This window comes from Xanthomonas sp. JL1, assembly GCF_038405005.1.
The window spans coordinates 1-23,852 of sequence record NZ_JBBYGR010000002.1; the positions used below are offsets into that span (position 1 = coordinate 1).

Annotated in this window: 19 protein-coding genes and 4 pseudogenes; 12 read left to right on the top strand and 11 right to left on the bottom strand. The window is 64.2% G+C overall.

Going from position 1 to position 23,852, the window contains the following annotated elements; translation table 11 throughout:
* Window positions 1-365, top strand: a 365-nt coding sequence (locus WJW29_RS00180; protein ID WP_113000232.1) for an IS30 family transposase, incomplete at its 5' end; no start/stop codon positions are given.
* Window positions 366-498: 133 nt separating this feature from the next.
* On the opposite strand, the gene WJW29_RS00185 is transcribed toward WJW29_RS00180, so the two are convergent.
* Window positions 499-1,059, bottom strand: a complete 561-nt coding sequence (locus WJW29_RS00185) for a ferritin-like domain-containing protein (RefSeq protein ID WP_011257778.1) — start codon at window positions 1,057-1,059, stop codon at window positions 499-501.
* 42 nt (window positions 1,060-1,101) lie between these two features.
* Window positions 1,102-1,584 carry a peroxiredoxin gene (locus WJW29_RS00190; protein ID WP_011257779.1) on the bottom strand — a complete coding sequence of 161 codons (483 nt, stop codon included), beginning with the start codon at window positions 1,582-1,584 and terminating at the stop codon, window positions 1,102-1,104.
* Between the two features lie 162 nt (window positions 1,585-1,746).
* Between WJW29_RS00190 and WJW29_RS00195 the strand changes: the two genes are divergently transcribed.
* From WJW29_RS00195 to WJW29_RS00230, 8 genes are all read left to right on the top strand, one after another.
* On the top strand, window positions 1,747-2,223 hold the full coding sequence (locus WJW29_RS00195; RefSeq protein WP_011407679.1) for an Hsp20/alpha crystallin family protein: 477 nt from the start codon (window positions 1,747-1,749) through the stop codon (window positions 2,221-2,223).
* A gap of 410 nt (window positions 2,224-2,633) precedes the next feature.
* Complete coding sequence (locus tag WJW29_RS00200; RefSeq protein ID WP_011257781.1) at window positions 2,634-3,533, top strand: DnaJ C-terminal domain-containing protein; 900 nt, start codon at window positions 2,634-2,636, stop codon at window positions 3,531-3,533.
* Window positions 3,534-3,772: 239 nt separating this feature from the next.
* On the top strand, window positions 3,773-4,159 hold the full coding sequence (pilH, locus tag WJW29_RS00205; RefSeq protein WP_011257782.1) for a twitching motility response regulator PilH: 387 nt from the start codon (window positions 3,773-3,775) through the stop codon (window positions 4,157-4,159).
* A 629-nt stretch (window positions 4,160-4,788) separates the two neighbouring features.
* Window positions 4,789-5,916 (top strand): FtsH protease activity modulator HflK, encoded by a 1,128-nt coding sequence (gene hflK / locus WJW29_RS00210; RefSeq protein ID WP_011407680.1) that lies wholly within the window; start codon window positions 4,789-4,791, stop codon window positions 5,914-5,916.
* Window positions 5,916-6,779 carry a protease modulator HflC gene (gene hflC, locus WJW29_RS00215; protein ID WP_011257784.1) on the top strand — a complete coding sequence of 288 codons (864 nt, stop codon included), beginning with the start codon at window positions 5,916-5,918 and terminating at the stop codon, window positions 6,777-6,779. Before hflK ends, hflC begins: the two co-directional genes overlap by 1 nt.
* A gap of 293 nt (window positions 6,780-7,072) precedes the next feature.
* Entirely contained in the window at window positions 7,073-7,258 is a 186-nt protein-coding gene (locus WJW29_RS00220) for a DUF2065 family protein (protein ID WP_011257785.1), read from the top strand.
* Between the two features lie 337 nt (window positions 7,259-7,595).
* A complete protein-coding gene (locus WJW29_RS00225) occupies window positions 7,596-8,888 on the top strand; it encodes an adenylosuccinate synthase (RefSeq protein ID WP_011407681.1) in 1,293 nt (430 codons plus the stop codon).
* A 325-nt stretch (window positions 8,889-9,213) separates the two neighbouring features.
* On the top strand, window positions 9,214-11,886 hold the full coding sequence (locus WJW29_RS00230; RefSeq protein ID WP_011257787.1) for a M1 family metallopeptidase: 2,673 nt from the start codon (window positions 9,214-9,216) through the stop codon (window positions 11,884-11,886).
* A 193-nt stretch (window positions 11,887-12,079) separates the two neighbouring features.
* Here WJW29_RS00230 and WJW29_RS00235 read toward each other — a convergent pair whose 3' ends face one another.
* The 6 genes and pseudogenes from WJW29_RS00235 to WJW29_RS00260 all read right to left on the bottom strand — a co-directional run bounded on the left by WJW29_RS00235 (window position 12,080) and on the right by WJW29_RS00260 (window position 17,356).
* Complete coding sequence (locus WJW29_RS00235; protein ID WP_243743230.1) at window positions 12,080-12,367, bottom strand: SymE family type I addiction module toxin; 288 nt, start codon at window positions 12,365-12,367, stop codon at window positions 12,080-12,082.
* A gap of 6 nt (window positions 12,368-12,373) precedes the next feature.
* Window positions 12,374-12,862 (bottom strand): annotated as a pseudogene (locus tag WJW29_RS00240) (IS1595 family transposase); the annotation flags it as partial.
* A gap of 91 nt (window positions 12,863-12,953) precedes the next feature.
* Window positions 12,954-14,150, bottom strand: a pseudogene (locus WJW29_RS00245) (FAD-dependent oxidoreductase); the annotation flags it as partial.
* A complete protein-coding gene (locus WJW29_RS00250; protein ID WP_011409084.1) occupies window positions 14,147-15,397 on the bottom strand; it encodes an FAD-dependent oxidoreductase in 1,251 nt (416 codons plus the stop codon). The gene WJW29_RS00250 and the pseudogene WJW29_RS00245, both read right to left, overlap by 4 nt.
* Before the next feature lie 7 nt (window positions 15,398-15,404).
* Window positions 15,405-16,649: a DUF418 domain-containing protein gene (locus WJW29_RS00255; RefSeq protein WP_011409085.1), complete on the bottom strand. Its 1,245-nt coding sequence runs from the start codon at window positions 16,647-16,649 to the stop codon at window positions 15,405-15,407.
* A 227-nt stretch (window positions 16,650-16,876) separates the two neighbouring features.
* Complete coding sequence (locus WJW29_RS00260; RefSeq protein WP_011259794.1) at window positions 16,877-17,356, bottom strand: peptidylprolyl isomerase; 480 nt, start codon at window positions 17,354-17,356, stop codon at window positions 16,877-16,879.
* Between the two features lie 110 nt (window positions 17,357-17,466).
* Here WJW29_RS00260 and WJW29_RS00265 point away from each other — a divergent pair, with 110 nt between their 5' ends.
* Entirely contained in the window at window positions 17,467-18,003 is a 537-nt protein-coding gene (locus WJW29_RS00265; RefSeq protein ID WP_027704197.1) for a C40 family peptidase, read from the top strand.
* Window positions 18,004-18,112: 109 nt separating this feature from the next.
* Window positions 18,113-18,862, top strand: a complete 750-nt coding sequence (locus tag WJW29_RS00270; protein ID WP_011259796.1) for a C40 family peptidase — start codon at window positions 18,113-18,115, stop codon at window positions 18,860-18,862.
* Between the two features lie 207 nt (window positions 18,863-19,069).
* Here the strand turns inward: WJW29_RS00270 and WJW29_RS00275 are convergent, their stop codons facing one another.
* The 3 genes and pseudogenes from WJW29_RS00275 to WJW29_RS00285 form a co-directional block, all read right to left on the bottom strand.
* Window positions 19,070-19,561 (bottom strand): acyl-CoA thioesterase, encoded by a 492-nt coding sequence (locus WJW29_RS00275; protein WP_011259797.1) that lies wholly within the window; start codon window positions 19,559-19,561, stop codon window positions 19,070-19,072.
* Window positions 19,562-19,807: 246 nt separating this feature from the next.
* Window positions 19,808-20,643: pseudogene (locus WJW29_RS00280) on the bottom strand (class I SAM-dependent methyltransferase).
* A gap of 9 nt (window positions 20,644-20,652) precedes the next feature.
* Window positions 20,653-21,994, bottom strand: a pseudogene (locus WJW29_RS00285) (dicarboxylate/amino acid:cation symporter).
* A 144-nt stretch (window positions 21,995-22,138) separates the two neighbouring features.
* Between WJW29_RS00285 and WJW29_RS00290 the strand changes: the two are divergent.
* Complete coding sequence (locus tag WJW29_RS00290) at window positions 22,139-23,845, top strand: alkaline phosphatase (RefSeq protein WP_011259800.1); 1,707 nt, start codon at window positions 22,139-22,141, stop codon at window positions 23,843-23,845.
* The last annotated feature ends 7 nt before the right edge of the window (window positions 23,846-23,852 follow it).

Genomic DNA, 23,852 nt, shown 5'->3' on the forward strand with positions numbered 1-23,852 from the left:
ATGCGCTGGAGGGCTTCACGCGACAGATGAAGAAGCTGCCGCATTGCCTGCTGGGAAGCCTCACCTATGACCGTGGAACCGAGATGACGTGTTATCCAGAGCTGATGAAGCGGCTCAACATCGACCTGTGGTTCGCCGATCCACATGCGCCCTGGCAGCGCGGCAGCAATGAGAACACCAACGGCCTGCTGTGCCAGTTCATGCCCAAAGGCGTGGACTTGTCCAAGGCCAGCCAGGAGTATCTCAACAACGTCGCCGACCTGATGAACGCCCGGCCACGGCAGACGCTTGGCTGGAAGACCCCAAACCAGGCGCTGGAAGAAGAGATCGCTCAATTCAACTCACGTGTTGCACTTGCAAGTTGAGACCCCCCCTGTCTGCCTGTTTCATCATCGCGTCGATGGTATTTCAACGCGATGCGATCTTCGATCGCAACGCCAATGCCGATCCGATGCCGATCATCGATCGCAATGCATCGCTCCATTGCAAAACCTCAACTCACTCGCCGATCCAGCCTTCCCGCATGTCGGCGCATTCGTCGGCGTGCTCTTCTTCCTGCGCCAGGATGCTTTCGAGAATGCGCTTGGTGGTGGTGTCATTTTTGCCTATGAAATCGATCATCTCGCGATAGCTGGCGATGGCGATACGTTCGGCGATGAGATGTTCCTTGACCATGTCGCGCAGGTCGGTGCCTTGCTTGTATTCGGCATGCGAGCGCTTGGTCAGCGTATCGGGGTTGAGATCCGGTTCGCCGCCCAGTTGCACGATGCGCTCGGTCAGCTTGTGCGCGTGTTCTTGCTCCTGTTGCGCATGCTCAAGGAACTCGCCCTTCATTGCGTCGGCAAGCATGCCCTTGGCCATGAAGCAGTGGCGGTAGTAGCGCAGCGTGCACACGTATTCGGTGGCAAGTGCGGTATTGCGTAGCGCGATCACCTTCTGGTGATCGGCGTGGTAGCGCTCGGTGATGGCACCGTCTTCGATGCTCTGGCGTGCGCGGGCGCGCAGCGTGGCAGTGTCGGTGACACCGGCGGGAGTTTTGGTGGCTGGCTGATTAGACATGGCTGGCCGTTTCCCTTCTGAGTGGACGGGGGCATCGATGGCTCAATCCAGCAGGTGCTGCAGCACGTGATCGGCGGCAGATACCTTGAATTCGCCGGGTTCTTCGACAAACAACGCTTCGACCACGGCGTCGTCTGCATACAGTGCGTAACAGCGCGAGCGCAGGCCCATGCCCGAGCCGCTGGCGTCGATTTCAAGGTCCGGGGCGCGCGCCAGTTCGGGGTTGCCATCTGGCAGCAGGTGCAGGCCGTCGGGGATCAGCGGATTGCGCCCCCAGGCCGGCATCACGAACGGGTCGTTGACGGCAGTGCACCGCACTTCGATACCGCGTTTGCGCAATGCATCGAAGTGTTCCACATAGCCTGGCAAATGCTTGGCCGAGCAGGTGGGGGTAAACGCACCGGGCACCGCAAACAGCAGCACCGTGCGGCCTGCGAACAAGGTGTGGGTGTCGACTGCCTCAATGCCATCGCGCATGCGCTTGAGCACGATTTCGGGGATGCGCTCAGCAACGTGGATGGTCATGCGGCAGGCTCCTGTGGCTGAACGAAGCCTGCAAAAGAGCAGGGGAAAAGCGCGGCAACACGCTTGAAATCCGCCCGGCCACGCCTATCTGACGCACATGGCCGGCGCAACTGCGCACGCCGCGGTCGCCGGCCCGGTCATCAACCCTTTTGGAGGCTTGCAATGAACATCGTTCGTTATCCCCAATTCTCCACCCATGCGCTGCAGAACGAGATCAAGCATGTGTTCGATCGCTTCTTCGAGCACAACAGCGACACCGACGAGTCGGCCGTGGTGACGGCGCAGTGGGTGCCGCGCGTGGATATCAAGGAAGAGCCCAAGCATTTCGTGCTGTACGCCGATTTGCCGGGGATCGATCCGAGCCAGATCGAGGTGCAGATGGACAAGGGCATCCTGTCGATCAAGGGTGAGCGCAAGAGCGAATCCAGCACCGAAACCGAGCGCTTCTCGCGGATCGAGCGCCGTTACGGCAGCTTCCATCGCCGCTTCGCGCTGCCCGACAGCGCCGATGCCGATGGCATCACCGCATCGGGCCACAACGGCGTGCTGGAAATCCGCATTCCCAAGCGCCCGGCCGCGACGCCGCGCCGGATCCAGGTCGGTAACGGTCAGGACACCAGCGACAGCACGGTGCAGTAAGCAGCGGATATCGCGGCGGCGCGCTTCACCGACGCGCGGTCTTTGCTGGGTAGGCCTGTGCTGGGCGCAGAGGGCTGCGCAGCGACCGGAGGCATCCGGCTGGCAGGTCTGCCAGTGCAGGCGGGCCGCTGCAGCACGCTGGACCTGGAGCGGAGCCATCGGCTTCGCTCCCCGGCGACAGCCGCGCCGTAGAATAGGCGCGGTTGCCCGCCCGGCTGCGAATAGAATGGCCACACGTCCGTTGCGTGACCGCGTTGTGGGCGCGGCGGGTATGCGACTCGGCACGTACGCCCGTACGCTGCAGGGCCGCACACCTTCCGCGCCGCACGCGCGCTGTCGGCGGGAGTCCTGGCTGCTCGAACTGGCTCGTGGCCTCGGCTGCGGGCCATTTTTTTCCCAGAGGTGATTAGATGGAATTCAAGGATTACTACGCAACGCTCGGCGTGGAGCCCAGTGCGGGCGATGCGGAGATCAAAACCGCCTACCGGCGGCTCGCGCGCAAATATCACCCCGACGTCAGCAAGGAAGCCGGCGCCGAAGAAAAGTTCAAGGCGATCAGCGAAGCCTACGAAGCGCTGCGCGACCCGGCCAAGCGCAAGGCTTACGACCAATTGAAGGCGCAGGGGTTCCGCCCGGGCGACGAGTTCCAGGCCCCGCCCAATTACGGCGGCGGGCAGGGCTTCGATTTCGAAGAGGTGTTCGGCAACGGCGGTGCCGGTGGCGGCTTCAGCGATTTCTTCGAGAGCCTGTTTGCCGGCCAGCGCGGCGGCCGTCAGCGCGGTCCCGGCGCCGGCCCCGGCGCAGGTGCCGGCCCGCAGGCGCGTGGCGACACCCGCGCCAAGCTTGCGGTGCCGCTGGAGGCGGTGCATTCGGGCGACAGCGTGCGCATCACCATCAACGGCAAACAGCTGGACGTGCGCGTGCCCAAGGGCGTGCAGCCCGGCCAGGTGATCCGCCTGAGCGGCCAGGGTAATGGCGGCGGCAACCTGTTGCTGGAGATCGAATACGCGGCGCACCCGCACTTCGAGGTGGACGGGCGCAACATCCTGTACACCTTGCAGGTCATGCCCTGGCAGGCCGCGCTGGGCACCACGATCAGCGTGCCCACTCTGGGCGGCTCGGTCGAATTGAAGGTACCAGCCGACTCCGACGCCGGACGCAAGTTGCGCCTGCGCGGTCGCGGCCTGCCAGGTACCACCCCGGGTGACCAGATCGTGGAGCTGGAAATCCTGGCCCCGGCCCCGACCGACGATGCTCAGAAGAAGGCCTACCGCAATCTGGCCAAGGCGTTCGGAGAGACGGTGAGCTGAGCTGATGACTGCACGCTGGATATCTACTAAAACTTGACCACGACAAAATTCGCTGTCCGTAGACCTGTGCGTTGAATCCAAGCCTGCCCTTTCCGACGTAGTATCCCGGCAGTCGTCTACAAAGAACGAGCGCGTGTATGTCCATCGCGTAGTGCAACACTCGCCAAGCACCAGGCACGGCCCAGCTACCGCAAGCGCAGCCTTGGCACTACACTCGCCGCGCACACTAGGGGAAACACATGGCACGTATTTTGATCGTCGACGACTCACCGTCCCAACTGCTGGGGATTCAGCGCATCGTGGAGAAGCTGGGGCACGAAACCATCATCGCCACCGATGGGGCAGCGGGCGTAGAAGCGGCCAAGGAATCGCTGCCCGATTTGGTGCTTATGGATGTGGTGATGCCTAACCTCAACGGGTTCCAGGCCACACGCACGCTCAAGCGCGAGCCCACCACCCAGCACATTCCGGTGATCCTGGTCACCACCAAGGATCAGGACACCGACCGTATGTGGGGCATGCGCCAAGGCGCCCGCGCCTACATCACCAAGCCGTTTTCAGAAGATGAACTGCTGGAAGTGATGGAGCGCGTGTTCAATCAGAAAGACGAAACGCCGAAAGCATAGGTACATCGGCCAGACGTGATCGACGTCAGATATCGCGACAGGTCGATTGGGGCGGCAGTCGATGTGGGAGACGGGCAAGCTCGGCTCCTGGGTGGCGAGAAGGCACGGTTGGCGTGCCGGTGGCACGCGTGCCCTTGAGCGCCCGTGCCGCAAGGGCGTGCCGGGGTGCGTAGCCACTTCTCTGCCTGAAACCCGCCATCGGCTTGAAGACATGGGTTCCAAGTAAGCAATCGCTTCGCGGCATGCCCGCCAGCCACGCGCATCACCATGCCTGCCGTGATAACCAGTCAATCAGGCAGGCACTCGGCATGCCGAGTCCACGCAGCCAGGACCCGATCAGCGGCCCGGGCTGGGACCAATAACGCGCATGCACACCTCCCGGGCGGCATGGCCCGCGGCAGCCGTCGGCGCGTACCGCGCGCATCCCGGTGCCCGGCGCGCTGTCCCACTGGCAAGAACCGCCGCGTTGGTTGCCGGGCCGCCCAATCCGCCCCGCCGGTTAAACCAACAATGCATCACACCGGGCCTTTCAAAACGGCCGGTCTGCCCCATCTAGTAGAATCGGCGAATCAAACAACATGGCGGCACTGCGGGACTGGCCCGCACAGCCCCTCGATCATGGAGCGTGCATGGCCTGGAACACACCCGGCAACAAGGGCGGAGACGGCCCGGATCCCAACCGTCGCAGGTCCTGGGGGCCGCGCGGCGGTGGCAACGGTGGCGGTTGGGGCAATCTGCCCGCCCCGTTGAAAGAGCTGTTCGATGGCGGCGTGGGGCGCTGGATCCTGATCGCGGTGGTGCTGATGGTGCTGTTCTCCAGCTTCCAGCTCATCGGCGAGCAGCAGCGTGGTGTGGTGCTGCGCTTCGGCCAGTTCTCGCGCATCCTGCAGCCTGGCCCGAACTTCAAGCTGCCCTGGCCGATCGAGTCGGTGCGCAAGGTCAATGCTACCGAGATCAAGACCTTCAGCAACCAGGTGCCGGTGCTGACGCGCGACGAGAACATCGTCAACGTCTCGCTCAACGTGCAGTACCAGATCAGCGACCCGCGCAAATACCTGTTCGGCTCGCGGAATGCCGATCTGGTGCTGGAGCAGGCCGCGCAGAGTGCCGTGCGTGAGCAGGTGGGGCGTTCGGACCTCAACACCGTGCTCAACAATCGCGGCCCACTGGCGATCGCTTCAAAGGACCGTCTGCAGGCGGCGCTGGATGCTTACAACACCGGCCTGGCCGTTACCGGCGTGACCCTGCCGGATGCCCGCCCGCCGGAAGAAGTGAAGCCGGCCTTCGACGAGGTCAATGGTGCCCAGCAGGTGCGCGAGCGCCTGATCAACGAAGCCCAGGCTTACGCCGCCAAGGTAGTGCCTGAGGCGCGCGGCCAGGGTGCCCGCACTCGCACCGGTGCCGAAGGCTACAAGCAGGCCACCATCTCCAAGGCCGAAGGCGATGCCGACCGCTTCACGCTGTTGCAGGCGCAGTACGTCGGCGCGCCGGAGGTCACCCGCAAGCGTCTGTGGCTGGAAACCGTGCAGAAGGTGCTGTCGGAGAACCGCAAGGTGATCGGCAGCGATGGCCGCCAGGTCATCTACGTACCGCTGCCGGCCGACGCCAGCAAGCCGGCCACTGCCAGCGGCAACGCCGGTATGCCGTCGATGGTGCCGCAGGACGTGTTGTTGAATCCGCCGCAAAACACCAGCAGCGAGGCCATCCGTAACCCGGAACGCGGCCCACGCCTAACTGGCCGTGAGGGAACCGAATAATGAAGAATTCGCTAGTGATCGGCCTGATCGTCGCCGTGCTGCTGACCCTGATGGGCTCGGTGTTCGTGGTGCGCGAAGACCAGACCGCCATGGTGCTCAACCTTGGCCGTGTGGTGCGTGCCGACCTCAAGCCCGGCCTGCACTTCAAGATTCCGTTGGTGGAATCGGTGCGGGTGTTCGATCGCCGCTTCCAGGTACTGGACACCGCCCCGGCGCGTTACTTCACCGCCGAGCAGAAAGACGTCAGCGTGGACTTCTTCGCCATCGGCTACATCTCCGATGTGCGGGCCTTCTATCGCGCTACCGGTGGTGAGGAGTCGGTCGCCAACTCGCGTCTGGCCCCGATCATCACCGATTCGCTGCGCAACCAGATCAACTCGCGCACCCTGCAGCAGCTGGTCTCCGGCGACCGCAGCGAACTGATCGCCAGCCAGCTCAAGGGCATCAATGGCGCCATCAAGGGCCTGGGCATGCAAATCACCGACCTGCGCATCAAGCAGATCGATCTGCCGACCGACAGCCAGGTGATCAACGACGTCTACGAACGCATGCGCGCTCAGCGCAAGCAGGAAGCCAGCAAACTACGCGCCGAAGGCGAAGAGCAGGCCCTGACCATCCGCGCGCAAGCCGACCGCGAGTCCACCGTGATCGTGGCCGATGCCGAGCGCGACGCGCAGAAGCTGCGCGGCGAAGGCGATGCCGAAGCCGCCCGCATCTACGGCCAGGCCGGTTCCAAGGACCCGTCATTCTATGCCTTCTACCGCAGCCTGGAGGCGTACCGCAGTTCCATGACCGACGGCAATGGCGTGATCGTATTGGACAAGAACGCCCCGTTCCTGCAGTACCTCAAGAGCGATCGCTGACGGTCCCTCACGAGTGGTCGCCGAGGCGCTCTGCCTGAACGAAAAAACGCCCGCGTCATGTGGGCGTTTTTTATGCGCCATTGCGAGCGAGCGCACATGGGGCTGGCCTCTCATCCGCCTGCCACGCCCTCGGCACGACAACCGGCAATGTCCAGATACAATGAGCGCACCCGGGCGCGACCTGCTGTTCCCGGTAATGCCCGTCGCGCCGGGGTTCGCTCCTCTCCGTCGCGGGTGAGTGTCGGGCCGCGGATGCGGGCACACTAAAGCTCCATCCCGATGCCGCATCGCCCATGCATGATCTGCTCACCGCCCTGTGCCTGATCTTCGTCATCGAAGGCCTGCTGCTGTTTGCTGCCCCGATCGCCTGGAAGCGCATGATCGACCAGCTCTTCAGCCTGCCGATCGCCCAGGTGCGGGCCATCGGTGCGGTCACCCTGGCGCTGGCCGTCATCGGGCTGTGGATCGTGCGCCACTGACCCGCATGCGGCGTGCGGCATTGGCACTGACGTCAAGGGGGCAGGGCGGCAACGACGGTCAGGCCTGGCGGGTGCAGCCCATCCCGATCCCTGATGTATCAAGCGGCCTTTTCACGCGCGGCAGGGGTAGTGCACGTCCGCGGAAACCCGGATAATGCACAAAAGCCGGCCGGGCACGCTCCAACCAGAGCACTCCGTTCGGCTTTTTCCGTGTCAGGGCTGTCGCGCCACTGCAATGCTCCCCGATGGAGCTGCGCGCAGGGTGTCGCTGCCAACCCTGCGTCGGTCCCATCCCGCGGCCCCGATGGCCGCAGCAAAACTCAGGAGTTCACCCGTCATGGGTCAGTCAGTTGTCGTGCTCGGTGCCCAGTGGGGCGATGAAGGCAAGGGCAAGATCGTCGATCTGCTTACCGAAGAAATCGGTGCGGTCGTCCGCTTCCAGGGCGGCCATAACGCCGGCCATACGCTCGTCATCAATGGCAAGAAGACCGTCTTGCATCTGATCCCGTCCGGCATCCTGCGCGACGACGCGCTGTGCCTGATCGGCAATGGCGTGGTGATCTCCCCGGCCGCGTTGATCAAAGAGGTCAGCGAGCTGGAAGACGCCGGCGTGGAAGTGCGCTCGCGCCTGAAGATTTCCCCTGCCGCGCCGTTGATCATGCCGTACCACATCGCCCTGGATCAGGCGCGCGAAAAAGCGGCCGGCGGCAAGGCCATCGGCACCACCGGCCGTGGTATCGGCCCGGCCTATGAAGACAAGGTGGCGCGTCGCGGCATCCGCATCGCCGACCTGCATTACCCGCCGCAGCTGGAAGAGCTGCTGCGCACCGCGCTGGATTACCACAACTTCGTGCTGACCAAGTACCTGGGCGTGGAAGCGGTCGATTTCCAGAAGACCTACGACGAAGCGCTGGCCTTCGGCGACTACGTCCAGCCGATGAAGTCGGACGTGGCCGGCATCCTGCACGACCTGCGCAAGCAGGGCAAGCGCGTGCTGTTCGAAGGCGCGCAGGGCGCGTTGCTGGACATCGATCACGGCACCTATCCCTACGTCACCAGCTCCAATACCACTGTGGGCGGCGCGCTGGCCGGCACCGGTGTGGGCGCCGATGCGATCGACTACGTGTTGGGTATCGCCAAGGCGTACGCCACGCGCGTCGGCGGCGGCCCGTTCCCGACCGAGCTGGACGATGCAGTGGGCCAGGGCATCCGCGACCGCGGTGCCGAGTACGGTGCCTCCACCGGCCGCCCGCGCCGCTGCGGCTGGATGGACATCGTTGCGCTCAAGCGTGCGGTGGCCATCAACGGTATCTCCGGCCTGTGCATCACCAAGCTCGACGTGCTCGATGGCATGGAAAAGCTCAAGGTCTGCATCGCCTACGAATACCGCGGCAAGCGCACCGAATATGCACCGCTGGACGCGCAGGGTTGGGAAGAGTGCACCCCTGTGTACCTGGAATTCCCGGGCTGGACCGAGAACACCCATGGCATCACCGAGTGGGACAAGCTGCCCGTCGCGGCCCGCGCCTACCTGCGCGCGTTGGAAGAACTGGCTGGCTGCCCGATCTCGATCGTCTCCACCGGCCCGGACCGCGACCACACCATGGTGCTGCAGGACCCGTTCGCGTGATCGGCTGATGCGTGAGTGAAGCGACAAAAGCCCTGCGAAAGCGGGGCTTTTGTGTGCGTGATGCTGTCGAGCGCTGCTTTTGCAAGCCCTATCGGTGCGGGGCGTGTTCAGCACAGCCCTGTAGCATGCCTGCGTCAGTGGGATGGCTTACCCCGGTCTGATGTACTCATGCTCCGTCGTTACCGTGGCTTCTCTTTGACGTCTGTGTCTTCGCGTCTGCAGGGCTTGCGCATGACTTTCGGCCGTGTGTGCGCATCTGCGCCGGGGCCATGCTACCGGCCGCTGCCTTTACTCCGTTTAGTTCATTACTCCTTTTAGGAATGTCATGCGCCAGATTCTGGTGATCGCTATTGCGCTGGCCTTGGTCAGCACCTCTGCCGCTGCGTCGGCTCGCGCTGTTGCCGCCGCACCGGATGCAGTCAGCGCATCCGCCCCGCAGGTCACCAGCCAGTTGCCGCGCACGGCCAAGCCTACGCACTACGCAGTGGAAATCACCCCGCACGCCGACAAGCTGACCTTCGATGGCAAGGTCGCCATCGACATCGTCGTGCTGCAAACCACCGACCGCATCGTGTTGCAGGCCGCCAATCTCAGCTTCGCGCGAAGCACGCTGGCGCAGCGCAAGGGGGGCACGCCACAGACCGCCAAGGTCAGCACCGATGAGCAGGCGCAGACCGCCACCTTCGCGTTCAACAAGCCGCTGGCGCCGGGCAACTACGTGTTGTCCATCGATTACAGCGGTGTGATCAATACGCAGGCCAACGGTTTGTTCGCGCTGGATTACGCCACGCCGCAAGGCCAGCGCCGCGCGTTATTCACCCAGTTCGAAAACTCCGATGCGCGCCGCTTCATTCCGTCGTGGGACGAGCCCAATTTCAAGGCCACGTTCGACCTGGCAGTCAATGCGCCGGCCGCGCAGATGGCGGTGAGCAATATGCCGGTTGCCTCATCCAGCAATGGGGCCGGTGGCATGAAGCGCGTGGTCTTCCAGACCACGCCCAAGATGTCCACGTATCTGTTGTTCATGAGTGTGGGCGATTTCGAGCGGACCACGCGCAAGGCCGACAACGGCACCGAGATCGGCGTGATCGCACAGAAAGGCAAAGTAGACCAGGCGCAGTTCGCACTGGATTCCGGTCGCGATGTGCTGCATGAATACAACGCCTATTTCGGCATCCCGTATCCGTTGCCGAAGCTGGACAACATCGCCGCACCCGGGCAGAGCCAGTTCTTCAGCGCGATGGAAAACTGGGGGGCGATCTTCACCTTCGAATACTCGTTGCTGCTCGACCCGGCGACGTCCAACATCAACGACAAGCAGAGCGTTTTTACCGTGGCCGCGCATGAGATTGCGCATCAGTGGTTCGGCAACCTGGTGACCATGGCGTGGTGGGACGACCTGTGGCTCAACGAAGGCTTCGCCAACTGGATGGAGGCGCGTACCACGCACAAGCTGCATCCGGAATGGGATATCGACAACACCGGCGCGGCGTTCAAGAGCCGCGCAGCGATGCGTCGCGATGCGTATGTCACCACCCACCCGGTGGTGCAGCACGTGGACACGGTGGAACAGGCCAGCCAGGCATTCGACCAGATCACCTACGACAAGGGCGAGGCGGTGATCGCCATGCTCGAAGACTATGTGGGTGCCGACAACTGGCGTAACGGCGTGCGCAGCTACATCAAGCAGCATCAATACGGCAACGCCGTCACCGATGCGTTGTGGCAGCAGATCGATGCTGTGGCACCGGGCAAGCAGTTCACCCAGGTGGCGCACGACTTCACCCTGCAACCGGGTGTGCCGTTGATCAAGGTCGGTGCCAGCTGCGCCGCCGGCACCACCACTGTGACGCTGGAACAAGGCGAATACACCGTCGATCGCCCCGACAAACAGCCGTTGCGCTGGCATGTGCCGGTGGCGGTGCGTGGTGCCGACGGCAAGCAGGTGCGTGTGCTGGTGGATGGCACTGCGCAGGTGCAGCTACCCGGCTGCGATGCCTCCATCGTGGTCAATGCCGGGCAGAAGGGCTACTTCCGCACGTTGTATGCGCCGGCGCAGTTCACCGCGCTCAGCAAGCGCTTTGACGCATTGCCGGTGGTCGATCAGTTGGGTGTGCTGATGGACACCGGCGCGCTGGCTCCGGTGGGCTTGCAGCCCGAAGCAGACCTGCTCGAGCTCACCGCCAAGGTGCCGGTCGGCGGTGCGCCGGATCTGTGGGACGTGGTCTCCAGTACGTATTCCAGTATCGATGGTCTGTTCGACGGCGAGCCCAAGGCCCAAGCCACATGGCGGCGCTTTGCGCGTGCGCGGCTTGCTCCCGAGTTCGCCACGCTGGGCTGGGACGAGCGCAAGGACGACAGTGCCCAGACCAAGCAGCTGCGGACCCACCTGCTCAGCAGCTTGAGCACCCTGGACGATGTGCAGGTGATTGCCGAGGCGCGTCGCCGTTTTGCCGCCTTCCAGACAGACCCGGCCACGTTGTCGCCGGAGCTGCGCAGCACCGTGCTCGGTATCGTCGCCCGCCATGCCGACGCGGCCACCTGGGACGCATTGCATGCCATGGCGAAGAAGGAAACCTCGTCGATGCTGCGCGATCAGTCATACGCGTTGCTGGCCTACGCAAAAGACCCTGCGCTGGCGCAGCGCGCCCTTGCGCTGGCACTCACCGACGAACCCGGTGCCACCACGGGCGCCGGCATGATCGGCGATGTTGCCCGCGAGCACCCAGAGCTGGCGTTCGACTTCGCGCTGGCGCATCGCACCCAGGTGGATACGCTGATCGACTCCACGTCACGTGCACGGTACTACCCGCATCTGGCCGCAGGATCGAGCAAGTTGGAGACCGTCGACAAGATCAAGGCGTACGCCGAAAAGTACCTGGCCCCCACTTCACGCCGCGATGCAGAAACTGCCATCAGCACGATTCAGACGCGGGTGATGCTGCGTGAGCGGCGGACGCCGCAGATTACGGCGTGGTTGAAGCGGCACAAAAGCTGACCAGTTGCGTTGAGATACAAAAAGCCCGGTATTTTCCGGGGCGAATTCAACTCCGATTCGCAACGCTGTTGAGGACCTCCTCGGTGAAGACTTCGAGGGGGCGGTCTCGACTTGCAAGCGCAACAGGTGTCAATGAAATCTGTAAGCGGTATCTGTCATAGCGCCTGCAGCGGCACGCGCTCTTCGGCGAACATCACCTGGAAGCTTTGCAGCCCCGCATGCACTCTTCATCGATCACCGCGATCACCAGTGCACAATCATGCACAGTGACGCGCAATTTTGAGCCAATGGCAAAGCCCAATTGCTCCAGCCAGCCACCACGCAGGCGCAGAGTGGGCACGCGCTGCTGGCTGTTTGGATAATAGCCGTAACCCACCGTGCACTGCTTGGTCGGGCGCACGCGTCGCGGCGGCCGCTGTGCGCGGGCAAGCTCGGCTGCATTGAGCGCTGCGATTTGTTCTGGCGTCAGCATGGGACTCATGGTTGGCTCCGATCCGCGCCCAGCCTTGCCGCCGTTGCGCTCCCCTCCCAGGTAGGCATCGTCGATCTGCACGAACCCGGACAGTCGACGCGTGGCTTCGCGCTCGGCCATGACCTGCATGATCTTGTGCTTCATCCGCCAGGCGGTCCTGTAGTTGACGGCCAGGTGACGCATCAGCTCCAGCGCAGCCATGTTGGTCTTGGTCGAGGCCAACAGGTGCAGCGCCAGCATCCAGGTGCGCAGTGGCAGCTGGGTGCCCTGGAACATCGTGCCTGCGATCCGGCTGGTCTGGTGCCGGCACGTGCTGCACGGGTAGTAGATGACGCCACCGCGCTTGAAGCGCGAGCGCGCTCGTCCCGCGCAGCACGGACAGCGAAATCCCTGGGGCCACCGCCATCTGTACAGAGCGCGGTAGCACTTGGCATCGGTGCCGTAGGACACAAAGAACTCAGGCATCGACAATCCAGCCTGGAACTGCAAAGTGTTGATGCTCATCTCGCCACCTCGTTGACGTCAGGTGACGGCACCATCAACCCCGCCTGGCGCAGATCCTGCGACTGCTGGCTGAAGGTCGGGGCTAATCAGGTACCAGCTTGAACAAACTGCGCTGCGGAACGTCGGCCAATGCATGCAGCATCGGGCGGAAGTTGCTGCGATAAACGCGTACCGCCCCGTTGTAACGCGCACGCGCCTGTTCTTCGGTCAGCCCGACATTGCCATTGCCAAGCGGCGGGTGCGAAAACACCACACTGGGCACGCCTTCGTAGTCCATCCGTGCATCCGTGCATCCGGCTCATTGCCGAACAAACGATCCATCAACTTGCGGCCCGCAGCGATTGCCACTGGCGTCAGCCCGACCTTGCCGCCTACATCGCCGATCGCATGGATATTCGGCACGTTGGTGGTCTGGCCGTCGTCCACGAGCACTTCGCCCTTGTCGCCGAGCGCAACACCCACCGTATCCAGGCCGAGCCCGGCGGTATTGGCGCGGCGGCCTGCCGCAAAGAACACCTTGTCGAAAACGTCGTTGCCCTGCTCGCGCGGATGCACGGAACGACCACGCACGCGCATCGCCCCCTGCGCATCGCGCTCCAACGCCGTGGTGGTGAAACCGAAATGCAGCCGCACGCCCAGATGACGCAGGTTGTCGGCCAACTGCAAAGTCAGTTCCGCATCGAAGCGCTCCAACAAGCGCTCGCCTTGCAAGAACAGATGCACACGACTCCCCAAGGCTTGCAGCAGACCTGCGATTTCTACGGCGATTAACCGCCGCCGATAATCGCAACCTGCTCAGGCGCATGACAGAGGTTGAAGGAATCGTCGGAGACTTCGCCATGCCCTGCGCCCTCCACGTCCGGACGCAGCGGATGTGCCCCGGTGGCGATCACGATGTGCTCGGCGGTCACCGGCACGCCGTCGCTGCCCATGATGGTGTGGCGGTCCTGCAGCACGCCGCGCTGCGGGATCAACGCCACACCATCTTCATTGAGACGGCGTCGATAGCTGGCGTGGATGTAGGCGATATACCCCTGCCGATGCGTGACCAGCGCTTGCCACGCCAGCGTCGGGCGCAACACGGCAAATCCAAGCGCACCCGCCAGCTCGATCTTGCCAGCCAGATCGCCTTTTTCGGCACGCAGCCGAGATTGACGCAGGTGCCGCCCAATTCGTTGGGCTCCATGATCGCGACGCGCGCGCCATGTTTTGCTGCGCGAAATCCTGCAGCAAGGCCGCCGGAACCGCCGCCCAGAATCACCACGTCGTAGTCGTAACGCGCACTCATGCGAATCGCTCCGCCCGGTAAGGATGCGGGTCCAGCGCAGGTGCGCGGCCCGTGATCAGGTCGGCCATCAATTGTCCGCTTGCAGTGCTCATGCTGATGCCGAGCATGCCATGCCCGGCTGCGAGCCAGACGTGAGGATGGCCCGGCACTGCGCCCAACACCGGCACATCGTCCCAGGTCATCGGCCGCCATCCGTACCAGCGTTCGATCACTGCAGGACCGCAAGGCGCATGCAGGTACTCGGCCGCTGCACGTTCCAATGCAGCCAGACGCGTGGCATTGAGCTGCGTATCGCGCCCGGAAAATTCCATCGTGCTGCCGATGCGCAGGCGGTCGCGCCACGGCACCACGAACACCCAGCGATCCTTCAGCACCACTGGGCGATGCGGCATCACCTGTGGCGCGCTGTAGGTGATCGAATAGCCTTTGCCAGCCTGCACCGGCAAGCGCAGACCAAACTGCGCCGCCAGCACCGGCGACCATGGTCCGGTCGCAATGACCACCTCGCGCGCATAGCGCTTGCCGTGCTCGGTCTGCACGCAGGTTCCAGCTCCATCAGGTGTGAGTCCCTGCACACGGCAGTGCGCATCGATTTCCACGCCATGCGCGCGCAGCACTCTCACCAGCTCAGCGGTGTATTGCTCCGGGCGCAGATGCGCATCGCCAGGGAAATGGATCGCGCCGGCAATGCCATTGCGAAATGCCGGATCCTGGCGCACATAGTCCGCACCTTCGATCACCTCGGCCCGGATACCCCACTGCGCCAGCAGCGCGCACTCATCGCGGTATTGCGCAAAGCAGCGCGCATCGCCAAACACGTAATCCAGTCCGTCGTTACGAAATTCACAGTCCAGCGCATACCGCGCCACCCACTCGTCGAAGCGCTGCCGCGCATCGTGCAACAACGCCGCGCGCGCCTGCGCACTGGACTGCCAATCGCGCGCATTGCAACGCCGTGCGAAGCGCAGCAGCCAGCGCCATAAGCCGGGATCCAGACGTGGTGGGATATACAGCGGCGCATCCGGGGTGAACATCCATTTCACCGCCTGCGCAAGCATGCCGGGCGCCGCCAGCGGCGGTGCATGGCTCGGCGTGATGGTGCCGCAATTGCCGTAAGAAGTCGCTGCACCCGGCGCACCGGCATCGAGCACATGCACTTGCCGGCCCGCTTGGACAAGTGCCAGCGCGGTGGCCAGGCCAATCGCGCCCGCACCAATCACCAGAACGTCGTCGCGAACGGCGCGCATGCAGGCGCTACCCGGCGCGCTTGGCGCCGCGCCACATCGGCGGCACATGCAGATAGGTCACGCTGCGCCACGGCCATTCCATCGGTCCGAAGCGGAACCAGTGCAGCCAGCACCGGCTCAGCAGCACCTGCAGCGCAAAGAGCCCCAGCGCGAACGGCAATTGCCACACACGCGGCAACTGCTCGAAATAACCCAGCCCATAGCCGTAGAAGATGCCGGTGCACACCAACGATTGCAGCAGGTAGTTGCTCAATGCCATCCGCCCCGCTGGCGCAACCCACGCCAGACGCGGTGCCAGGCGCACCACCCATGCGGCATAGCCCAGGCACATCAGCGGCCCGGCGATCAGCGACAGCGCGAAGGCGCCGGACAGACGCATGTCCAGCCGCGCCGGATCGATCCACGGTTCCAATGCATAACTTGCCAGCATCACGCACAGCCCGAGCGGCAACACGGCATAGCGCATCGTTGCAAACAAGCGCGGGAAGCGCTCGGGCGTGGCGATCGCGCCGCTACGTACGAACCAAGTACCTAGCAGGAACATGCCGAACATGGACGGGCCATTGATGCCGAGGCCGGTCATCGCCGCCTGAAAGTCATGCCACCGCTGCACCGTCGCCTGCAGATAGGTGCCGCTGCCGAATGCGGCGCGCTGCGCCTGCACATTCGCCAGTGCCTGCTGCGCGGCATCGGCCATATCCGCTTTCCACTGCATCGCGGCGGCAGGATCGGCCTGCGCCAATTCGCCGGCCACGCCATACAGCAGGGCCAACCCAGGTGCGCACAGGTACACCAACGCGGCGAACCATGGCAGCGTGACCGTTGGCACGTTGCGCGCGCTCAGCAGCAATAACGCCAGCAGTGCATAGATCACCAGAATGTCGCCGGACCACACCAGCAAGGCATGGCCAAGGCCGATTGCCAACAGCCCCAGGGTGCGACGTAGATACAGGCCGAAGAACGCGCGCCCAGCCTGCGCGGCGCGCTGCGCCATCACCGCAAAGCCCATCCCGAACAACAACGAAAACAGCGTGTAGAACTTCCCTTGCACGAACACGTAGACCAGCGCATCGGCGATACGATCGGCACCATGCCAATGCGGATCGACCCCGGTCGTGGCCAGATCGAGCGGCCCGACGAAGGCTTCCATGTTCATCAGCAGGATGCCCAGCAGCGCCACCCCGCGCAGGACGTCCAGCACGACGATGCGCTCGGTCGCAGCAATGGGGAACAGCATGTCGCGGGATGTCATCACGGCTCAGGCAACCAGATGCGGCGGCGCGCGCCGCAGAATGCAAACGGCCCACCGAGGGGGCGGGCCGTCAGGAACAGCAATCGCACACGCTCTGCCCCATACGCGGCGAGCCGACTGGCGCGTGGGGCGTTGGCAACATCGCAGCGCCCCAAGACCGGCATGCGACAGCTGCGCACGCGCGCACCGCTGACCCGAACACCGCGCAACCGGATGCCCGCCCGATCTTAGTAGTGATGACTGCCATCGCCGTGCACATGGCCATGGTCACGCTCTTCGGCGGTGGCTTCACGCACCTCGACGATTTCCACGTCGAAATGCAGATCCTTGCCGGCCATCGGGTGATTGAGGTCCACATCGACCACGCTCATGCCGACCTTCTGCACGGTGACCGCACGCGGGCCGAAGTTGGTCTGCAGTACCACCTGGGTGCCGGGCACCAGCTTGGTGGCGCCGAAATGCTTCTTGGGCACGCGCTGGCCCAGGCCTTCGCGGTATTCGCCATAGGCGTCGGTGGCCTTGACGTCCACGCCGAAGCTCTCGCCGGCTTCCTTGTCCATCATGGCCGCTTCCAGGCCCGGGATGATGTTGCCGTGGCCGATCATGATCGCCAACGGGTCACGCTCCTTGGAGCTCTCGATCGGCTCCTGGCCGATCTCGGAAACGGTGTAGTGGAAGCGGACGACGCTGTCTTTTTCGATCTTCATGCGTAGCTCTGAATGAGGCTGCCCGGTGGCAGAGGGTGGTGGACGGCTTGTCGGCCGCCGGGTGCGCCGCCATCATGGCGACCTTCCGAACCGGCCATTATCCCGGCTCCATGCACATGACGCCAGTTTTCGCCGCTCGCCCCCGACGCGTCGCGGCCAGCCTGTTGCTGGTCCTGCTGCTCCTGGGCGGTTGTTCGTCGCAAGCGCCGGTCCGGCGTCCAGCCGCACAGCCCCCGGCAGCGCGCGTGTGGCCGCAGGTCCCACCGGCCGACCCGGCCGCCGCCAACAACATCCTGATGCGCGCGTTGGGGCTGGTGGGCACGCCGTACCGCTTCGGCGGCAATACGCCAGAGACCGGCTTCGACTGCAGCGGGCTGGTGACCTATGTGTACAAGGATGTGCTGGCACTGCCACGCACCTCGCGCGAACTGGCCGCGATCCAGGGCCCACGCATCCCGCCAGAGCGGCTTGCCACCGGCGATCTGGTGTTTTTCGGCTCCGGCGGCAGCGTGACCCACGTCGGCATTTATGTCGGTGAAGGTCGCTTCGTCCATGCCCCCACCACCGGCGGTACGGTCCGCTTGGATTTTCTTGATGGAGCTTACTGGCGCGACCACTATTCAGGTTCAAAGCGGGTTTTGCACTGAAATGTCACTTTCATCATAAGTCATAAAACGGAAATTTAACTTTTTTTGAACGTAACGATTCTTTCACCAGGGCATTATCGCGCATCCACAGCAGAACTGTGATTCCCGCGTGACGAACGACGAACAGACCACAACTGGCGCCGCACCGCTTCCGCCCCGGAAACCGCTCCGCCTGCTATGCGCCACCGCTCTCTTGATTTCAGCACTTCCCGCATTCGCGCAGACCGCCAGCAGTACGCCATCCGCTCCGCAGACGACCACGCCTGACAGCACCGTCGCCGCCGAGAAAGCCGCAACCCGCAGCCGCGCCGATGCCGCTGCCACTGCAACGCTGGCCGCCCTGCTTCCGCACCTGGCTGCAAACGACGCCATTCCGCTGATGGACCGCTCGGCAATGTTCGCCGGCGATCTCAGCCGCCTGCTTGCCAATTACGACGTGTCGCAGAGCGCAGCCAATGCTGCACAGAACGCCGTGGCCGACAGCCGCGTGCAGGTGATCCTGCAGCGCGCCATGGCCCTGCTCGGCACTCCGTATGTCTGGGGCGGCGAGTCCACCGAAGGGTTCGATTGCAGCGGCTTGGTCGGCTATGTGTTCAAGACTGCGCTCGGCATTGATCTGCCGCGCGTCTCGCGCGACATCGCCCGCGACGAATCGGCCGAACTGATCAAGGACCCAAGCGCGCTGAAGGCTGGCGACCTGGTGTTCTTCGGCAAGCGCGGTCGTATCGACCATGTCGGCCTGGTGGTCGGCGACGGCAAGTTCCTGCACGCGCCCAGCCGCGGCAAGGACGTGCGCGTGGATTCGCTGGCGAGCGGCTACTGGAGCGAGAAGTTCATCCAAGCGCGTCGGGTGCTGTAACACCCGGTTGCTTCGCCTCCGTCATGAAAGGCCGCGATGATCTCGCGGCCTTTTTTGTTGCGCGGTGCGGGGTGGCTACTTCAATGTGCACGCTGCGCGGCATGTGCTCGCGCATACCGGCTTGAGGGACAAGCGAGCCGGGCGCTACTCTGCCTTCAGCACATCGCCTGCCATCGGGCAGATGACCTACCTGCGCCGTGGCGCCGGTTACCCCGAGGTATCTGCCCTGTAATGGGCCATGGTGTCCTCGATGCCCTTGCTCAACTCCATCACCTTGAGCGCGTAGTCGGCCAGGCGTTGATCTTCCGGGGTGTCGGGCCGCCAGGACGGCACTTCGACCGGAGTGACGCCGTCCGGGTCCATCGCCACGAACACGATGATGCAATGCGTGCACAGGCGCGAATCGCCGCCCATCGGACTGCGCGCGCGTACGTCGATGGCCAAATGCATGCTGCTGCGGCCGGTGTAGACCAGCTTGGCCGACACCGCCACCAGATCGCCGATGCGCACCGGCGCCACGAACCGGATGCCGCCCACCGCCACGGTGACGCAGTAATGCCCGCTCCAACCGCTGGCCGCCGCAAAACCAACCTGGTCGATCCACTTCATCACCACGCCGCCATGCACCTTGCCGCCGAAGTTGACGTCGCTGGGCTCGGCCAGAAAACGGAATGTCAGATCACGCTGTTGGCCAATCACCGCCCGCCCTCGTCAATGGATGAGCTGGAAGTGTGCCATGTGGGTGGAGACTCGGCGTACCTGCAGCGCCCTCACCGTATCGGTCGAGGCGAGCGCGCTACGAACATCGGCAAGCGTCACCTCATACCTGTCCATCAGCCAAGATGCTGGATGCGTTGAAATGCATCGCGCGAGCCTGAGAAGCGTCGTCATCAGATCGCCTGACTCACGCTGCCCCGCATTATCAGACAACGCCAACACGCGCACTCAACTGCCAATCGCCCTGACATTGTCCCGCTTGCGCAGACGCAGCCACGGGAAATGCGGCTGCGGCAATCTGAGCGTCTTGCGCACGCGGGCGCTCCAGCGGCGCGGGTCGAACAACCACTGCACGGCAAAGCGATCGAACGTCGCGTAGGTGTGCTGGTGGTAATGCGCGGCCAGTTGCGGAACGCCCAGCTCGGTGAAATAGCGCAGGCTGCGCGCGGCACTTTCCTGGCAGCGTTGCGGCGTGGCGTAAAGCGGGCTGTCGAGAATATGCAGCTCGCCATCCTCGCGCAGTTGGGCGAGCAAGCGCACGATCAATGCGGCAGGGTCGGCGAAATACTGCACGCAGGCCGGCAGCAGGATGACGTCGAATACATCGCGTGGCAGCGCCAGGGTCTGGATGTCGGCAGCAACGAAACTCAGGCGCAGCTCGTGGCCGAAGACGCGTGCGGCCTGGACAAGTTCGGTGCTATTGACATCGATGCCGCAGACCTCGCGTTGCAGCGACTGCGCCAGCAAGTGCGATAGCCAGCCATTGCCGCAACCGAGTTAGAGGATGGCGCCTTCGCCGGCATGCGTGCCCAGGTGCTGCACCAGCAAACTGCTCAACAGCGCGCGCACGCGCCATTCCAGCGTTGCCCCAGTTTTCCGCCCGGACGCGGCAGGCTGCGCACCTGCGCATCGGTGTACAGCCGGCCCTCCTTGCGCCGGATCTCCAGGTAGTGCTGCTCGAACGGGTCGTCTGCCAAACCGCGCTGCACGAACACGCCATCGACGCTCTCTAGCCCGGGCAGTTGCTGCAGCCGTTCGCGCAGCATGGGAAATCCAGCACGCATCAAGCCGCCTCAGCGCATTGGCCTGGCGCTGTCAGCCGGCGATTCTTCCAGTCCCACATTTGGTGGAGGCGGAGTCGTAGATGCGCTTGTCGAGCAGTCCGGTTTCCTTGGCCACCAGCACCGGCACCAGCATTTGTCCGGTGACGTTGGTCATGGTGCGCATCATGTCCAGGATGCGATCGATCGCATACAGGTAGCCGATCACTTCCAGCGGCAGATTGGCGGCACTCAGCACCACCGTGGCCATGATCACCGCAGTGCCCGGCACGCCGGCCGTGCCGAAGCTGCCGAGCACCGAAGCGATCAGCACCACGAAATACTGATTGGCGGTCAATGGCACGCCGGTGTATTGCGCAATGAACACCGCGCACAAGGCGGGAAAGATTGCGCCGCAGCCATCCATCTTGATGCTGGCGCCCAGCGGTACCGCAAATGCGGCATAGTCCTTGCTGACACCCAGGTTATGCGTGATCGAACGCATCGCCACGGGCATTGCCGCGAAACTCGATGAGCTGACAAACGCCACCTGCATGCCGGGCGCGGCACCGCGGAAGAACTTCCACGGGTTGAGCCCATGTGCGAGCAACAGACTGCTATAGACGACCAGGATCTGGATCGCGCAGGCCACATACAGCGCCAGCACGAAATTGCCGAACGGCAGCAGTTTCGCAAAACCGTAGCTACCGACCAGGCTGGCAATCAGGCCGAACGTCCCGAGCGGGGTCATCTCCAGCACGAAGCGCGTGACCTGGATCATGATGTCGCTCATCTGCCCGGTGAGCTTGCGCGCCTCGGCCACACGCTCGCCGAGCTTGACCATCGCAAACCCCAGCAACCCGGCGAAGAAGATCACCGGCAGGATCGACCCACGCCCCGCCGCCAGCACCGTTGCGCCGGCCGCGTTGGTCTTGGTGCCGATGCCGGTCAATGCGTAGAACGGGTTGGACGGCACCACGTCCAGGAGTACCTGGATCGGGTTGGGCACATCGCGCGGCTTCCAGGCCGAATCCACACTCAAACTGAAATGACCGGCGCCCGGCTGCATGATCGTGCCGACAGCCAGGCCCACGCCCACCGCCAATGCCGCGGTGATGACGAACCATAAAAACGTGCGTCCACCGAGGGCGGCGACCGACTTTTGCCCGTGCAACGACGAGATCGCATTGATCACCGCGAAGAACACCAGCGGGATCGCGATCATCTTGATCAGGGTGACGTACAGATCGCCGAGTGGACCGAACCACACATCGGCTGCCGGGCCCATGGCCGCACCGATGATCGCACCCAGCGCAAAGCCGGCCACCACGCGCTGCCAGAACGGAATGCGCAACCAGGCCGCAACCAGTTTCATGTCGTCGAATCTTCCGGGGGGGAGAGTGCATGCACCATAGCCCAGGCCCGCGCCGCCCGCGAGACCACAGCTGGAACAGCGCTGTGTCATCGGTGTGACACCACCCAGCGCGGCATAATGGGCATTGATTGAGCCACGAGTTCGATGCCGATGCGTTACCGCCTGCCTGCCCTCGCCGCCCTGACCACGCTGTGCGTCGCCGCCTGCGCCTCCACCGCCGGGAGCAGCGCCTGCGCACCGGCGTCGGTCCGCGTAGAGGTGCCGCAGGTGACGCACCCGGCCGGCGAAACCCCGCAGTGGTGGTACCGCTCCGGCGCCGCCCACGCGGCCGGCAATGGCGCCATGGCCGGCAAGGCACGCAACGTGATCCTGTTCCTGGGCGATGGCATGAGCCTGACCACGGTCGCCGCCGCGCGCATCCTGGACGGCCAGCGCAAGGGCGGGCCGGGCGAAGAAAACCTGCTATCGTGGGAGCAATTCCCCGCCACTGCCTTCAGCAAGACCTACAACACCGACTCGCAGACGCCGGATTCGGCCGGCACCATGACCGCGATCACCACTGGCGTGAAGTCGCATATGGGGGCGATCGGGGTCAGCAGCGGTCACCGCAGCGATTGCGCCGACAGCTTGAACAAGGGCCTGTTGAGCTGGCTGCAGCTGGCCGACAGCGCCGGCATGGCCACCGGCATCGTCACCACCACGCGCCTGACCCATGCCACGCCAGCGGCAACCTATGCGCATTCGCCGGACCGCAACTGGGAAAACGACACCGACCTTCCCGAATCGGCGCGTGCTGCCGGTTGCCAGGACATCGCCCAGCAAGTGCTCTCCACCGCCCGCTACGGCCGTGGCCCGCAGGTGGTGTTGGGGGGAGGACGCAGCCAGTTCCAGAGCGTGCAGGAACGCGACCCGGAATACGACGACAAGATGGGCTTGCGCTTGGATGGCCGCGATCTGGTCGCCGAGTGGAAACAGGCGCACCCGCAGGGCGCCTATGTCTGGAACGAACAGCGGTTAAAGGCCGCGGCCGGCGCGCCGGCGTTGCTGGGCTTGTTCGAACCTGACCACATGCAGTTCGATCACGACCGCAACCGCACCCCGCAGGGCGAGCCCAGCATGACCGAGATGACCCGCACCGCGATCCAGTCGCTGTCGCGCGACGCCAATTGCTTCGTGCTGATGGTCGAAGGCGGTCGTATCGATCACGCCAACCACGCCGGCAACGCCTACCGCGCGCTCGATGAAACGGTGTCGCTGTCCGATGCCGTACGCGTTGCCGTGCAGACCGCGCCGCCGGACACGCTGATCATCGTCACCGCCGACCATTCGCATACGCTCAACTTCGTCGGCTACCCGTTGCGCGGGAATCAGATCCTGGGCAAGGTGCACGGTACCGACGGCGAAGAAGGCGACCGTAGCCAGCTGGCTACAGATCTGGCCGGCCAGCCCTACACCACGCTCAGCGACGCCAACGGCCCCGGTTACACCGGTGCCAGCAACGCGCAGCCGGCCGGCCCCAAGAAGTATCCGCATGAACCCAGCAGCAGCGAGCCGGCGTCCGGCCGCCCCGACCTGACCCACGTCGACACCGAAGCGCCCAGCTACATGCAGGAAGCGCTGGTGCCGACCAAATCCGAAAGCCACGGCGGCGAAGATGTCGGCATCTGGGCCACCGGCCCCGGCAGCGCCGCGTTCCGCGGCACCTTAGAGGAGAACGTGATCTACCACGTCATCGTCCAGGCGACCCCGCGCCTGCGCGCGCACCTGTGCAAGGCGGGCACCTGCGATGCCGCCGGCGTGCCGGTGGAGTTGCCCAAGCCGACCACCTTCGAGGCTGCGGTCAAGCGCTGATGCGCGC

Coding starts and splice junctions, on each gene's coding strand:
- hflK (WP_011407680.1), top strand. CDS start 4,789: ATGGCCTGGAACACACCCGGCAACAAGGGCGGAGACGGCCCGGATCCC.
- WJW29_RS00255 (WP_011409085.1), bottom strand. CDS start 16,649: ATGACATCCCGCGACATGCTGTTCCCCATTGCTGCGACCGAGCGCATC.
- WJW29_RS00185 (WP_011257778.1), bottom strand. CDS start 1,059: ATGTCTAATCAGCCAGCCACCAAAACTCCCGCCGGTGTCACCGACACT.
- WJW29_RS00220 (WP_011257785.1), top strand. CDS start 7,073: ATGCATGATCTGCTCACCGCCCTGTGCCTGATCTTCGTCATCGAAGGC.
- WJW29_RS00260 (WP_011259794.1), bottom strand. CDS start 17,356: ATGAAGATCGAAAAAGACAGCGTCGTCCGCTTCCACTACACCGTTTCC.
- pilH (WP_011257782.1), top strand. CDS start 3,773: ATGGCACGTATTTTGATCGTCGACGACTCACCGTCCCAACTGCTGGGG.
- WJW29_RS00200 (WP_011257781.1), top strand. CDS start 2,634: ATGGAATTCAAGGATTACTACGCAACGCTCGGCGTGGAGCCCAGTGCG.
- WJW29_RS00265 (WP_027704197.1), top strand. CDS start 17,467: ATGCACATGACGCCAGTTTTCGCCGCTCGCCCCCGACGCGTCGCGGCC.
- hflC (WP_011257784.1), top strand. CDS start 5,916: ATGAAGAATTCGCTAGTGATCGGCCTGATCGTCGCCGTGCTGCTGACC.
- WJW29_RS00235 (WP_243743230.1), bottom strand. CDS start 12,367: ATGAGTCCCATGCTGACGCCAGAACAAATCGCAGCGCTCAATGCAGCC.
- WJW29_RS00250 (WP_011409084.1), bottom strand. CDS start 15,397: ATGCGCGCCGTTCGCGACGACGTTCTGGTGATTGGTGCGGGCGCGATT.
- WJW29_RS00225 (WP_011407681.1), top strand. CDS start 7,596: ATGGGTCAGTCAGTTGTCGTGCTCGGTGCCCAGTGGGGCGATGAAGGC.
- WJW29_RS00190 (WP_011257779.1), bottom strand. CDS start 1,584: ATGACCATCCACGTTGCTGAGCGCATCCCCGAAATCGTGCTCAAGCGC.
- WJW29_RS00195 (WP_011407679.1), top strand. CDS start 1,747: ATGAACATCGTTCGTTATCCCCAATTCTCCACCCATGCGCTGCAGAAC.
- WJW29_RS00230 (WP_011257787.1), top strand. CDS start 9,214: ATGCGCCAGATTCTGGTGATCGCTATTGCGCTGGCCTTGGTCAGCACC.
- WJW29_RS00290 (WP_011259800.1), top strand. CDS start 22,139: ATGCCGATGCGTTACCGCCTGCCTGCCCTCGCCGCCCTGACCACGCTG.